13 protein-coding genes and 1 pseudogene are annotated in these 14,718 nt (G+C 31.0%); 4 read left to right on the top strand and 10 right to left on the bottom strand.

The features are described 5' to 3' along the window. Positions 1–78 precede the first annotated feature (78 nt). The 6 genes from HMPREF0077_RS09860 to HMPREF0077_RS09835 form a co-directional block, all read right to left on the bottom strand. Positions 79–1,572 (bottom strand): recombinase family protein, encoded by a 1,494-nt coding sequence (locus HMPREF0077_RS09860; protein WP_004837869.1) that lies wholly within the window; start codon positions 1,570–1,572, stop codon positions 79–81. Next, positions 1,565–3,235, bottom strand: coding sequence for a recombinase family protein (locus HMPREF0077_RS09855; protein ID WP_004837868.1), 1,671 nt, complete (start codon positions 3,233–3,235; stop codon positions 1,565–1,567). The genes HMPREF0077_RS09860 and HMPREF0077_RS09855 overlap by 8 nt, the downstream gene beginning before the upstream one ends. Then, positions 3,235–4,905, bottom strand: coding sequence for a recombinase family protein (locus HMPREF0077_RS09850; RefSeq protein WP_004837867.1), 1,671 nt, complete (start codon positions 4,903–4,905; stop codon positions 3,235–3,237). Before HMPREF0077_RS09850 ends, HMPREF0077_RS09855 begins: the two co-directional genes overlap by 1 nt. 100 nt (positions 4,906–5,005) lie before the next feature. Further along, positions 5,006–5,227 carry a hypothetical protein gene (locus tag HMPREF0077_RS11150; RefSeq protein ID WP_004837866.1) on the bottom strand — a complete coding sequence of 74 codons (222 nt, stop codon included), beginning with the start codon at positions 5,225–5,227 and terminating at the stop codon, positions 5,006–5,008. Between the two features lie 476 nt (positions 5,228–5,703). After that, entirely contained in the window at positions 5,704–6,114 is a 411-nt protein-coding gene (locus HMPREF0077_RS09840) for a sigma factor-like helix-turn-helix DNA-binding protein (protein ID WP_004837865.1), read from the bottom strand. Between the two features lie 268 nt (positions 6,115–6,382). Continuing rightward, positions 6,383–6,904 (bottom strand): hypothetical protein, encoded by a 522-nt coding sequence (locus HMPREF0077_RS09835; RefSeq protein ID WP_004837864.1) that lies wholly within the window; start codon positions 6,902–6,904, stop codon positions 6,383–6,385. 188 nt (positions 6,905–7,092) lie between these two features. On the opposite strand from HMPREF0077_RS09835, the gene HMPREF0077_RS09830 reads away from it, so the two are divergent. From HMPREF0077_RS09830 to HMPREF0077_RS09815, 4 genes are read left to right on the top strand one after another with little or no spacing between them, the layout of a single operon-like run. Beyond that, complete coding sequence (locus HMPREF0077_RS09830) at positions 7,093–7,494, top strand: helix-turn-helix domain-containing protein (protein ID WP_004026815.1); 402 nt, start codon at positions 7,093–7,095, stop codon at positions 7,492–7,494. An 8-nt stretch (positions 7,495–7,502) separates the two neighbouring features. After that, a complete protein-coding gene (locus HMPREF0077_RS09825) occupies positions 7,503–8,051 on the top strand; it encodes an ImmA/IrrE family metallo-endopeptidase (protein WP_004837863.1) in 549 nt (182 codons plus the stop codon). 8 nt (positions 8,052–8,059) lie between these two features. Then, positions 8,060–8,542: a ligand-gated ion channel gene (locus tag HMPREF0077_RS09820; RefSeq protein WP_004837862.1), complete on the top strand. Its 483-nt coding sequence runs from the start codon at positions 8,060–8,062 to the stop codon at positions 8,540–8,542. Beyond that, entirely contained in the window at positions 8,535–9,614 is a 1,080-nt protein-coding gene (locus HMPREF0077_RS09815; RefSeq protein ID WP_040349761.1) for a virulence RhuM family protein, read from the top strand. Before HMPREF0077_RS09820 ends, HMPREF0077_RS09815 begins: the two co-directional genes overlap by 8 nt. A 91-nt stretch (positions 9,615–9,705) precedes the next feature. On the opposite strand, the pseudogene HMPREF0077_RS11055 reads toward HMPREF0077_RS09815, so the two are convergent. The 4 genes and pseudogenes from HMPREF0077_RS11055 to HMPREF0077_RS09800 form a co-directional block, all read right to left on the bottom strand. Further along, positions 9,706–9,858: pseudogene (locus HMPREF0077_RS11055) on the bottom strand (sigma-70 family RNA polymerase sigma factor); the annotation flags it as partial. Between the two features lie 9 nt (positions 9,859–9,867). Continuing rightward, positions 9,868–11,604, bottom strand: coding sequence for an ABC transporter ATP-binding protein (locus tag HMPREF0077_RS09810; protein WP_040349759.1), 1,737 nt, complete (start codon positions 11,602–11,604; stop codon positions 9,868–9,870). Continuing rightward, positions 11,597–13,318, bottom strand: a complete 1,722-nt coding sequence (locus HMPREF0077_RS09805) for an ABC transporter ATP-binding protein (RefSeq protein WP_004837858.1) — start codon at positions 13,316–13,318, stop codon at positions 11,597–11,599. The genes HMPREF0077_RS09810 and HMPREF0077_RS09805 overlap by 8 nt, the downstream gene beginning before the upstream one ends. Positions 13,319–13,355: 37 nt before the next feature. Further along, on the bottom strand, positions 13,356–14,708 hold the full coding sequence (locus HMPREF0077_RS09800; protein ID WP_040349757.1) for an MATE family efflux transporter: 1,353 nt from the start codon (positions 14,706–14,708) through the stop codon (positions 13,356–13,358). Between the last annotated feature and the right edge of the window lie 10 nt (positions 14,709–14,718).

The following is a 14,718-nucleotide window of genomic DNA, read 5'->3' as shown; positions in this document are numbered from 1 at the left end:
CCCTCTCATGTCAAGTTTATGACAAAAAAGAGGTTATTGTTATGTAATTTAAAAGAGAGTGATTGCTCACTCCCTTTGCTACTTCCATATTATGTTCAACACTTCGTTTCCTTCACAGAATACTGAGTCTATATATTTTTCCATCAATTCTCTGGTAAGTTTAGTGTTGTCTATTACTTCTTTTTCTTCTTTTGCTTTTTGTATTTTTTCTTTTATTGCTTGTATCTCTTCATCTATCGAATTTTTAGAGTCAATGAATTTTTGTCTATTCATCTTGCCTAATTTATACTTCTCAAAACTTTGCATTTTCTTAGCTTCAAGATCTTCGATAGATTTTTCCATAGGTTTAACTTTTACTTTTTCATCTTTGTTTGGAACTTCTAGACCATATTTTTCTTTTATTGCTTCAAATACCTGCTCTTCAAGGCTTCCTGCTCTTGAGTTCTTATGTTTTACATTATTACACTTACATATCCTACAAGTAAAATATGTGTGTACTCTAAGGCTTCCATCAGGTCTTTTGCGTTTAGATTGAGTACATCCTAGAATGTGATTACAAGTTGGACATTTTGCAAAACCTTGTAGTGGAGATTTCTTTCTCCATTCATAATCGGTATTTTTGCCTTTCATAAATAGGTTCTTCTCTTTAATCTTCTGAACTTTTTCAAAGTCTTCTCTAGAAATAATAGCTTCATGATTATTCTCAACCCTTCCCCATTCTTCTTTTGGTTTGAATTTAAAAGAAGATGGATTTAACACTGACTTATCTTGCATATTAAAAGTATAAGTTCCAGTGTAATTTTCATTTGCTAATATATCTATTACATTACCATTAGTCCAAGTTGGTCTAGGTTTTTTCACAGTTCTAATTATTGAATATTCAAAGTCAAGATTGGTTAATTCGCTCTTTCTTTTTGATGGTGTTGGTATTTTTTCTTCATTCAATATCTTAGCTATATTTCTTGAAGATATACCATCAAGTGCAAGTTTGAAAATCTTCTTTACTATCCAAGCTGTTTCTTCATCAACTATGATTTTGTGTCTATCGTTAGGATCTTTCATATATCCCAATGGTGGACTCCAAGCTAAAAACTTTCCTTGTTTTTTAAGTGTAGTCATAGATGACTTTACCTTTTCAGAAATATCTTTTGTGTAGAAATCATATAATAGTCCCTTGAATTGAATATCTAAATCTGTTCCATTTCCTTTTTCTTTGTCACTATCATAGCCATCATTTATGGCGATAAATCTTACTCCAAGGAATGGAAATATATTTTCAAGATAATCTCCGAGTGTTATATAATCTCTCATAAATCTGGACAAGTCTTTTACAATTATCGTCTGGATATTATTTTTCTTTACATCTTCAAGCATTCTTTGAAAGGCTGGTCTATTTTCATTTGTTCCAGAATATCCGTCATCGACATATTCTTCTCTTGTGAAGTTCTTAAATTCTTCATTCTTGTCGAGATAATCATTTAGATATGCTCTTTGATTTATGATACTTTCACTCTCATCAGTCTTTATCATATCTTCAACAGATAATCTAATATAAAGAGCAATCTTACTCATCGTCTGTTCCTCCTACCAAATTATCTATATTGAATTTAAAGACTATTTCAAATTCGTGTTTATCATAAACTATTATTTTTTCAATTAAGCTATGGATTAAATCGCCAGGTAGCTTTTCCAAATTCTTTGAAGCATATAAATCATTTATCCATTTTGTTGATTTTAATCTTTCTTTTTTAAGCTTTGATATATTAACTTCAATTGCTGAAATCTCATTATCAAATGTAGCCATATGACTTTGAGCAATCTCTCTTCTTAATAGATACTCATCTCTATCAATCTTACCTAGACTGTATTCTTCATAGGCTCTTTGAATGATATTTTCTTCATTTAGATTTTTTCTTTTAAGATTTTCAATGTCTTTCTTAAAAGTATCTATTGCTTTATTAAATCTAGCTCTAATTCGATTAACAAATTTCGTCTTGCTAGTTGTCTTCATAATAAACTCAGAAATTTTATAACTAATAGCCTGATCCAAATCTCTTTCCATAATGAATACTGATTTTTCGGGTTTTATACTACCACTAAATCTCTCATTCTGAAATGAATAGTAAAGTCTATCTTTATTTTTACCATAGATACGAGTTCTTCTATTAAGTTCTTTGCCAGTATTATTATTGATTACAAGACCTTTAAATCTGTTCTCATAGTCCCTATTTTCAAAATTGTGCATTGGCGAACTGAAAACATGATTTTTCTTTCTTTCTTGTCTTTCTCGTAAGATTCTTTCGTGAACTTCCTTAGAAATGATTGCTTCATGTGCATTCTCACAAATTATATACTGACTTTCATCTACAAAATGTTGCTTAATTCCTTTTGCAAGATTTTGTTGCTTAACTCCTTGTACTAAAGTCCCCGTATAAGCTGGGTTTGTAAGCATTTTAGAAATTGTCCCTTTATTCCATTCAGGATCATCATCTTCTCTGTAAACTCTCCCAGTTTTATAGTAAATCATTCCAGGAGCATAGCCTTTTTCATTAAAATACTTTGCTACTTCATATTGGCTTTTGCCTTGGAGAGTTAATTCAAACATCTCTTCCACTATAAATCTAACATTTTCATCAATTACAAGTTTTTGACCTTCTTTAGATTTTTTAATCTTGTAACCATAAGGTGGAACAGATCCAATAAAGTATCCGTTTCTTGCCCTATTGTGTTTCGAGGTCTTTATCTTAACTGAAATATCCTTAGCATACATATCGTTGATAATATTTTTAAGAGTAACCTCAAAAGATTTCTTTGAATCTGTTTCTTTGACTGTGTCTAATTTATCATTGACCGAAATAAATCTAACACCTAAAAACGGAAAAACTTTATCAATCAATCTTCCCATTTCAAGATATTCTCTTCCAAGTCTTGATAAATCTCTGATAATAATACAATTGATTCTTCTATCCCTAATATCTTGCATCATATTCTGAAATGATGGTCTTTCAAAGTTTGTTCCACTATATTCATAGTCAGTGTAAACTTCTAAAACATCTATATTTTCTTTTAATGCATATTCTTTACAAGATAGGATTTGAGTTTCTATTGAGTATGATTTTTCTCTCCATTCTTCTGTTCTTTCGTTAGATAGTCTTGTGTAAATTCCGGCCTTAAAGACTTTTCTTTCTGTCTTTTTGCTTTTCTTTTCAATATATCTTTTGGACGTTCTTGCCATTATAAAACACCTCCAACTAATTGCATTGGAGTCTTATTTTCAAGAGCATTTCCAAATACCTTATTTATTGAAATCAAATTCTTCTTTACTTCGGACTTACTTTCACTTTCTTCTTTTATGAGGGTCTTTAGTAAGTTAACTGTTTCCAAATTATTAAAGACAAAATTAATCTCATTATTTTCTCCGATTTCAATTCTATCTATAAAAGATACAATTGTTAGCCTATTTAGGCTACTTAAATCAGTGGGAACAATTTCGGAAACCAAACTGTCCTTGTTTTTCATCTTTTCTTGCAAATTAGCAAGTATATTTTTCTTTGTAGCAATTTGTTTCTCTATTTCCCTGATCTTAATAAGATAATTTTTTCTGAACCTTTCAAACTCTTCAGAAGTTATAAGTTCATCTTCTAAGTCCATATATAAAGATTGTCTAAGTCTTTCATACTTTCTCTTTTCTGAGTTTAAGCCTTCAAAGTCAATATTAAATGTAACTTTTGATACATCTAACTTATTAACTTGACTTAGTAGTTCATTGTATTTTTTTAAATAATCTTTAAGTGCAAAAAGAGTCATATCCAGTAGATAGTCTTCTTTTATACTATGTCTTGTGCAATCCCCTTTGTTATTATAGTGAGAACAAATATAAAAAATATTATATCCATTCTTGGACTTAACCTTTCTTCTAACCATTGAAGATCCACAATCTTTGCAATAAAGCATTCCTGATAAAATATGTGGTATATCTGCCGATTGTTTTATATCTCGAAGCATCATCTTATTAGCCAAAGCATAAATGCTTTTTGAAATAATAGGCTTATGAGAGTCGTTTATTACAATCCAATCTTCTTCATTTACTTCTACTTCTCTCTTAGACTTGTAATTTAGTTTTCTAGTTTTCCCTTGTTCAAGCACTCCTATATAGACCTTGTTTGTAATAATCCTATTGACCATTTTTGCGTCCCATTTAGAGTCTTTAACAATAAAACCAGTAGTATGATTATCACCAGAATTTTCTTTATGCTTAGATGGTGTTACACAACCTATGCTATTTAAAAAATCTGCAATAGCCTTAGATGAATAACCGTCTATCTTCATATTGAAGATTCTTTCAATTATGTGTGAAACTTCTGTATCAACAACTAACTTATGTTTGTTTTTGCTATCCTTCTTATAACCAAAAGGAGCAAATGCACCAATAAATTCACCATTCTTTCTTTTAATCTCTTTTGAAGATTTAACCTTCATAGAAATATCCCTACAATAAGAATCATTAATAAAGTTCCTTATAGGAAGAATTAAGTGTGTATCGCTTACATCTGCATTTTTACTGTCATAGTTATCGTTTACGGAAATAAATCGAATACCTTTTTCTGGGAATATCTTTTGTAGATATTTACCTGATTCGATATAATCTCTCCCAAAACGGGATAAGTCCTTCACAATAATTGTTTTGAACTTCTTTTCCTCAAGATCTTGAATCATCTTCTTAAATTTTGGTCTGTCAAAATTAGATCCTGAAAAGCCATCGTCTACATATTCAGCAACAACTTTAAAATCATTGTCCCTTGCATATGATTTGATAATCTGTCTTTGATTTGAAATAGAATTACTTTCTGTGCTATCTCCATCCTCTCTCGATAAACGAAGATACATACAAGCAAATTTTTCCATCACAAAACCTCCTTAATTTGTATTTGGGCAAATAGTCATTAAGGAGTTCTTCTACCACTTATATTTTACCGCACCCAAATTTTTAAGTCAGCACCCCAGCTTATAGTCTTATACAAGCTCTACATAAGTAAAGTTCTACAATATCTAGTAAGTCAAGGGACTCTTTATCACTTTGAGTGTAAGTAATTTTTTTAGAATAACCTTCTTTTGATATTTGCTCTTTAGGTTTACATTTCTTCTTTTTTTTTGTATTCATAGGTTTTACCTCACAATATAAAATTACAGTTTTTTGACATTGACAAGTGCCTTGGATTAGCAACATAGGAATCTCACCTCCGCCTCTATTTCGGATGAGCCGGCTTCAACCTTAGAAGTATCATTATCCTCATTTTCTTCGTAGCGAATAGGGTATCCCTCCCTATATTCAAACTCTTACTTATCGCTCCCTTTCTTCTTCCCTTGCTTTTAGCTTAGCAGTACTTGTTTTGCCGAATTATTCAGCAGAAAGATCTTGACGGATAGGTTATTACGCTCCAAAAATGATTAACGTCTTGTCTTGGTCTATTCAATTGTTAAGGTTCAAAATTTATCGAGAGTTATTAATCTTTTTAATATTTGACCATCAGAAAATACTTATCTTGATGAAACAAAATTGTTTAAAATTACCCTCTTATACTTAACAGTGAAAAGAAGTCTTTCTTGGTAACCAATTTTCAAAAATAAATTTGGTTAAATGAAAAGGTCTAATTCTCACTGCATGAGTAACAGTGAAAAATAGACCCTCTTGGTAACTATCATCTAAAAGTTTTCCAACATTTCCTTTAGTTTTTCTAAGACTTTATTACGCCTTTTAATAACGGCTGGATGAGAAATATTCAGTTTAGCAGCTACTTCTCTAATTGTTTCTTCTTTATAAAAAAGACTTTCTATCAAATCCCTTTCAGCAGGATTGAGTTTATAAATAGCTCTTCTTACTTCTTCAATCATTTCCTTTGTTTCGATAATTTTTTCAACATCAAATTCCAGATCTTCTAAATTTTCTTCGAAGTTTCCATCATGATCATAGGAACAAAAAAAGAAACAGTTATTTAACCTGTCTCTTCTTATTTGATATTTCTCTTTATTCAATTCACTATGATAGGCAAGATATACTTCCTTGCTAACAACTACTTTCTTTCCTTCTACAAATAAATAGTATTCTTTGTCCATTAATTTTTCCTCCTTGTTGACATGAATTTCTTTTGTTTAAAAATGAAATTCACACAAGGAGGGCTTCTAATTCTATGCATAGATTCTCCTGGGCATAAAAAAAGACCGAAAGAAAATAAATTCTTTCAGTCAATGAATGCCAATATTAAATTTAGGTGCTAATCACCCATCATGGATATTATATATGCACTTAAGTACACATAAAATTCGTATATGGTACTTTTTTCATTCGGAAATAGTACGCAATAAGTTCGTATAAATTAATTTCTTAGATGTTCATTATTTCTTCAATGCTACGACCGTCTTCAAGTTGGCTAATAGCAGTCGGTAAAGTATATCCCCAAATTATTACACCAACCAATGCAATTGCTTCCTTTTTTCTTTGATAATAAACAGTTCTCTCTAAAGATACACTTCTCATACAAGCTTCATCAGTAATCTTTTTTTCAGCAATGTAGTAGTTATAAATAATCTTATGATAGATTTCTCCATATTCTGGATAAACTTTTAGCCTAACACAGGCATCATAAATTATTAAAAGCATAAGCTTACTATCCATTACATTGGAAACTCTATTATTAAACTTTTCTTCAACTTTTTCTGGAGCAAATGTAGAAAGATACAAGTAAGCAGATTCTGAAGTTGATCCATAGTTTTCTTTACTCTCAAACATCATAAAATTTGCCCTGCTATCTACTGCCCAGGTAACTTGTCTATATAAACTTAAAATAAGTTTTGCAGCTGAACTAATTTCTTCAAATTTCAAGTTGCTATCTGTATACATGTTCATTATATTCTTTAAAGTTTTACTTATTCTCAATCTAATCACCCCAATACAACTTATTTACAAACTTGAATGTTTGTGCTATAATATGAATATAAGTTCAGTTTGTATTATATCTCAAATTGAAAAATAATTCAAGCACTATTGTTCGTATTAAAAGTTATAAATGCACATTAGTACAGGAGGTTAAAGTTATGGCTTTTGCGGATAGATTAAAGGAATTTCGTGAAAAAGAAAAGTTAAGTCAAGCAGATTTTGCAAAAATGATAGGAATAAGTACAAGAACTCTTGTACATTATGAAGACGGAGAAAGATACCCAAGAGATGTCGAGGTTTACAAAAAAATAGCTGAAGTTATGGACTGTGATTACAATTATCTTCTAGAAGAAAGTGACGAGTTTTTAAATAGAGTTTATAACATGGGTGGCAAAAGAGAATTAGAAAAAGCTAGAGCATTAACAGAAGGTCTAAGCTCTTTATTTGCTGGTGGAGAAATTTCTGACGAAGATAAAGATGCTGCTTTTGAAGCTATTACTCGTGCTTATTGGGAGGCTAAAAGAGAAAACAAGAAATACGGTCGTAAGAAAAAAGATTAGGTGATTATATGAGCATGAATCGCTATATATATGATAAGGTTAATCGACTTATAAAAAAATATAAGACACGAGATCCTATCGAATTAATAGAAGCTTTGAATATTAACCTGGTATATCTACCTAAAACAGAAATACTTTTAGGAATGTATCATTATATTCAAAGGAACAGATTTATTTTTATCAGTAGCAACACAAATTTTAATAGAAAGACTATATTAGCACATGAATTAGGTCACGATCAACTACACAGAGATTATTGTATGAGAGGTGGAGCTTTTCATGACCAAACAGTATTAAACCCAACAAACAAATTTGAAACTGAAGCTAATATTTTTGCGGCTCACTTATTAATAAGTGATGAAGATGTCCTAGATAATATCAATGATCAAGTTTGTGATTATGAAATCGCTGGACAATTAGGTGTAGATATAAATTTACTAAATCTAAAAATTTCTGAGTTAGCAAAAATGGGCAAGTTTAATAAAACAGTTAATGTTAATATACCTCAGGGAGATTTTCTTAAAAACTATCGCCCTGAACATGATGATTATTATTAGGAGATTCTATGGGAATATTTATTGCAGGATATTTTTTATTAATCCTTTCTGGGATAGTTTTCTACTATCTCATCACTACCTACTCTGTAAAAATCTCAGCATTTTTGATTGATTTTATAGTTGTAGGTTTAGGATTTTATATATCCATAAAAGATAAACTAGATAACAAATTGGCTATTCCCCTTTCAATTACAGTAGTAATAGTTTATGGAATATTGCTAGTTTTAATAAATCAAAAGCTACCAAAATTTAGTAAGTTTTTAAACTATATAATTGCTTTTATAGGTTCATCAGTCGCCCTATGGTTGGCACTTGATTTTATAACAAACGCTCTAGCCGCTTTTAAAATAATAGGTCAAACTTATCATCAATTACCAATAACAAAAAATATGATGATAAATTCCTTTATACATTATGTAATTGTATTCTTAATTAGTATTCCAGTGTTTAAAGGTAGAATGAAATTCATACATGGAGGAAATTATGAGTAGAGAAATTGATAAAAATAAAGACGAAAATCAGAAAAAAAAAGAACTTCAAATCAGATCATCCGCTGCTGAATACTTGACTTTTATTGCAGCAAATGGTGATGATCAAGAAGCTATTGAAATTAGATATGAAGATGAAAATATTTGGCTTACTCAAAAGATGATGGCAGCTCTTTATGATGTTAGTGTCGCCACAATAAATGAACACCTTAAAAAAATCTATGCCGATAGTGAATTACAAGAAGAAGCAACTATTAGGAAATTCCTAATAGTTCAAAAAGAAGGTTCTAGAAATGTTTCAAGGGAAACAAAACACTATAATCTGCAAGCAATTATTGCAGTAGGTTTTAAAGTAAATAACGAACGTGCAGTCCAATTTAGAAAGTGGGCAAACCAAATTGTAAAAGATTTTACAATTAAAGGTTGGGCAATGGATGATGAAAGACTCAAGAATTCTGGCACAAAACTTACCAAGGATTATTTCGAAAAGTTACTTGTAAAAATTCGTGAGATTAGATTATCTGAAAGAAGATTCTATCAAAAAATCACAGATATTTATGCCACATCTTTAGATTATGATCCATCTGCAAAAGCAACAAAAAGATTTTTTGCAGCTATTCAAAATAAATTACACTATGCAATTCATGGAAAAACTGCAGCTGAATTAATTGTAGATAGAGCCAATCACAAAACTAAAAATATGGGACTTACTACTTGGGAAGGATCACCAGATTCAAAAATTCATAAATATGATGTAGTCATTGCAAAAAATTATCTAAACGAAGAAGAATTAAATCAAATGCAAAGAATTGTTTCATCATATTTGGACATGGCAGAACTGCAAGCAGAAAGACATATCCCTATGACTATGGAAGATTGGGAAAAAAGATTAAATGGATTTTTGCAATTATGGGATAAAGAAATTCTAAACGATGCAGGAAAAGTATCTGCAGCTCTTGCAAAAAAGCACGCAGAAAGTGAGTTTGAAAAATATAGAATTATACAAGATAGACTCTACAAAAGTGATTTTGATAAGTTCTTAAAACTTGAAGACAATACTAAAGATTTAGAATAATAACTTAAAATAGGGTCTATAAATAATTTTGTGTATCAACCTAAATCCTGATAAAAGGGTAAGGGTTGATACATTTTTTATGCTTCAATCACATTTGTGTAGCTACAATTTTTTTTACATTAACATTTTCATCTTCTAGATTATCTTCAAAATTCCTATCATAATTTAGGGACGAAAAAAAGAGCAAGTGATTTTTCTTGTCCACCTGCTCTAAATGTTTTTCCTGTTCAAAGACTTTAAATATTTCTTTCTATTAATTATTTAATTTCCATGATTCTGCCTTAGCCTTTGCATTTATAAGGTCAGAATAAAGTCCATTATTTTTAATCAGTTCTTCATGATTTCCACATTCTACTATTTCTCCATCTTTTAAGACTAAAATCTGGTCAGCATTTCTAATTGTCTTTAGTCTGTGGGCAATCATAATTACTGTTTTGTCTTTTGTTAATGATTCTATTGCTTCTTTAAGTTTATCTTCATTTTCTGGGTCTATATTTGCTGTGGCTTCATCAAATATAATTATGTCTGCGTCTTTTAGCATGGCTCTGGCTATGGAGATTCTTTGTTTTTCTCCGCCTGATAGACTTGCTCCACCTTCTCCGATGATAGTGTTATATCCTTCTGGTAAAGCTTCTATAAATTCATGACATCTTGCTTTTTTAGCAGCTTGAACTACTTCTTCATGGCTTGCGTTTTGTTTTCCAAATTTTATATTATTTTCAATTGTATCTTCAAATAGATATACATCTTGAAATACCATGGAAATAGAATTCATTAAGTTTTCTATCTTATAGCCCTTAATATTCTTTCCTCCAATTAAAATTTCTCCAGAGTTTACATCCCAAAATCTCGCTATGAGATTACAAAATGTTGTCTTACCAGATCCAGATGGACCAACTATGGCAGTCATGGTATTTTCTTTTATCTCTGTTGATACATTTTTTAAAATTGGTCTGTCATCATAAGAAAAGCTGACATTTTTAAAGACTATATTGTGATTTTTTATAGGCTCTATAATACTTCCTTCTTTCATATCAGGCATAGAGTCGATAAAACCTACAGAATCTATAGCATTTTCGCAAGCTCTTAGGATTGCCATGTTTGATCCTGCCCCGATTAAGCCTTCAAAGATAATAAAGGATGCCATAATCATAAGAATTGTTTCAGCAAGTGGAAGTTCACCAGATAAATTTAATTTTAATGATACATAGACCATAGCCACTGTTGTTATTCCCATTACAATTCTTTGGATAACTGTGTATGGTGCTACAGATTTCTCCAGGTCTAAGAGTATTCTTGATGTGTCTTTTATAGACTTTCTTAAAGCCCTGTTATTTTCTCCACCAAGATTATAGGATTTTATAACCTGCATTCCTTGTAAAGTTGCTAATACTTCTTTTGTAAGTCTTGTTTGTGTTTCTGTCATTTTGTCTGCATTAGCTGATGATTTTTTCTCCATCATTGATGTAACGATGAAAAATACTACCACACCTGCTACAGCAACCAGTCCTACCTTTACGTTAAAAATTAAAGTTCCAAGGACAAAGACTAAAGTATTTAAAACTCCACCAAGTACAAGAACCAAAAGCATAGGCACCCACATTTCTGCTTGGGAAAGTGAAGATGTGGCAATTGTAGTTAATCTTCCAAGTGAAAAGCTTGAAAAGAAACCCATAGGAACTCTTTTAATTTTTTCTCCTATTTCTATTCTCTTATGGGCTGCCATAAAATATCCAGCGTGTGTTTGTGCCATTTGTGAAATTTTTAGTGTCATAATTTTGCCAACAAGAGATATTACTAATATGCCGAGACAAATAAAGATTGCCTTATAGTCTAAAGTTTTAGAGAATATATTTACTAGCATATAGTAAATTGCTCCAAACTCAAGGGCATTAAATACTGCGTGCAAAAATCCAGCGAGAATGGATTTCTTAATATTTACCTGTTCTTCTTTTGAAAAATTCCATATCTTTTTAAACACATTAAGCATTTTCATCACCCCTTAAATTTGCAGCATACATTTCCTTATAAAGCTCTGATGACTTTAATAAGCCCTCATGAGTTCCATAGGAGTTTAATTTACCATCTTTTATAACAAATATCCTATCTGCATCAACAATTGTCTTTAATCTATGAGCGATTATGATTAAAGTTTTACCCTTAACTAGATTTGCCAAGGCGTTTTGTATGAGAGCTTCATTTTCAGGATCTATATAAGAAGTTGCTTCATCTAAAATTACGATTGGTGCATTCTTTAGCATGGCACGAGCAATAGATATTCTTTGTCTTTCTCCTCCAGATAGATGACCTCCACCTTCACCAACTCTTGTATCATAACCATTAGATAGATTCATAATAAAATCATGGCAGGCAGATTTTTTACATACATCTATAATTTCTTCGTCAGAGGTATTCTTATTTCCAAGCCTAATATTTTCCTTTATAGTCATATCAAAGAGGAAATTGTCTTGGGATACAAAAGAAATAAGTGAAGACAAGTTTTCGAGCGACACATCTTTTGTTTCTACTCCGCCAATTTTAATAGATCCCTTATCTACATTCCAAAATCCCGCAATGAGTTTTGCTATTGTGGACTTACCTGACCCAGAAGGACCAACGAGGGCTGAAACATTAGATTCTTTTATTTCCATAGAAAGATTATCTATAACCTTATTTTTTCCATCGTAAGAAAAGTCTACGTCTTGAAGTTCTATATTATAGGATTCTATTTTTTCTCCCTTGTCAATATTTTCTAACTCTCTTGAATCTAAAATTTTTCCTATTTCAGAAGTTATAGTTGATATTCTTGACATATCGTCCATATAGTTCATGATTTTTAAAATACTAGAAACTGTAGCAAAGGATAAGACGATTAAGGTAATTAAATTTCCTAAATCAATACTTCCCTTTATATAAAATAAAATCCCAAAGGGTATGATTGTAATAATCCCCATAGGAGAAAGTAATCTACCTATGGCAACCCTATTCATAGATTCACCCATCCAGTTATAATAAAAGCTTGCATTATCATAAACTGCATCAGCGTATTTTTTATAAGATGATTCGCTTTGATTAAAGGTCTTTATTACTTCTATCCCATTTATATACTCAACAATGGAATTATTCATATGTTGACCAATGGCAACTGACTTTCCAAACATTTCCTTATAATGAGCATTCATAACAGACATCATAGTAGCCATTCCTACTACAAAAGGAATTAGTGATAGCAAGGTCAATCGCCAATCTAAGGTAAACATATAAATAAATAATAGAACAGGTCCTACTAAGTTTGCCGTAAATTCTGGCACAAGGTGGGCAAGTGAAGTTTCCATAGAATCAACTTGCTCAACTATAATATTTTTTAATTCTCCAGATGATCTTGATAATACATCTCCCAATGGCATCTTAAATAATTTTTTGGAAATATCATTTCTAATTTCTCCTAATGAATTAAAAGTTGCGGTATGGGAAATACTTGTTGATATTCCTGCTGCCACTTCTTTAATAACAAATGTTATTAAAATACTTATGCAAAGTGGAGTGTATAAATTCATGTCGCTTACGCCATTAATCAAATTTACAATGATTTTTGCCATGTATATATAGGAAAAAAAACCTGCCACCACTCCCACTATCGCAAGTAGGACGGATGCAAAATATGATCCTTTTCTTTTACTTACATATTCTTTTACTAAATTCACTTTAAAACCTCCTTTAGTAATATTTTTAAATAGTTTATTATATTTTTTTTATTTCAGAGGGCATTCTATTAAGCTCTCCAATCATCATTGCTATTCCCGCTAAAATCATAATTAAATCTACAAGAGGTTCAGCAAACCATACTGCCTTAACTCCAAATGTCATTGGTAGAATAATCATGGCAGGAACGAATAAAAATAATTGTCTTAGCATGACGATTATGCCTGCCTTTTTAGCATTTCCTATTGCTTGGAAGAATGTTATAGACATAACCATTACTCCATATAAGATAAATATAGAATAAAATAGTCTAAAGTTTCCTACTCCCTGAGTTATAATACTTTCTTCTACTCCAAATAGGGAAAGGATGTTTTTTGAAAATAATAAGACTGGTAGCCAAAATATGGCTGCAAGAACAAGTCCTCCAATGGAGAATACCTTCATTGCATCCTTTACCCTGTCATATCTTTTTGCTCCAAAGTTTGTACCAACAACAGGTTGCAAGCCTTGACTCATTCCCCAAAGTGGAATAAAGGAAAAGGCATATATTCTTAAAGTTGCTGCCATTAAGATAGCATTTGTATCACCTCCATATTTAAACGACATTTTGTAAAGCATGGTCTGCTGAATCATAAATAAAACTTGCATCATCATGGCAGATGTTCCGACAGCAAACATTTCTTTTTTTACTTCTGGCTCAGACTTTATTTTATTTATTTTTACAACTTTACTCTTGTTTTTGAAATAATGTAAAGTAATGGCTGCTTGGACAAATTGGGCTGTAATAGTTGCAAGTGCAGCTCCTTCAATTGCATATTTTCCCATTAATTTCATTAGAATGGGATCAAGAATTATGTTTAAAAAAGCCCCTAGCCCCATAATGAGCATTGCTTTTTTCATTAATCCTTCTCCACGCATAACCATGTTTGCTGATTGAGTAAAGTTTACAAATAAAGAACCAATAAAAATTACTCGTAAATATCTGATACCATATTCTTTAATTTCTCCACTTGCTCCAACCATATCTAAAAAATGTGGTGCAAGTAAAATTCCGCCTATTGTAATAATTGATGAGAATAGAATAACCCAAAAGATTAAATTCCCCATAATTTTATCAACTGTTTTTTGGTCGCTCTTTCCTATAGCTCTTGATAAAACCGATGCTGACCCTACACCAATTAGGGTAGATACTCCGCTATTGAAAAAAGTAAGTGGCATAGCGACACCACAAGCTGTCATTGCAGTTTGCCCTATAATATTTCCTGCAAAAATTCCATCCATAAGTGGATAAAGACCTATTACTATCATTCCTATTACAGCAGGGATAGATAATTGAAAAAGTAGGTCTATAGGTCTTTTGCTTAATAATTGTTCTTTCATATCTTGTTTCAAAAAATCAACT

The sequence above is a fragment of the Anaerococcus tetradius ATCC 35098 genome, from assembly GCF_000159095.1.
GTDB classification, from domain to species: Bacteria; Bacillota; Clostridia; order Tissierellales; family Peptoniphilaceae; genus Anaerococcus; species Anaerococcus tetradius.
The sequence above is the reverse complement of the archived record's forward strand: the minus strand, read 5'-3'. Positions and strand labels throughout refer to the sequence as shown.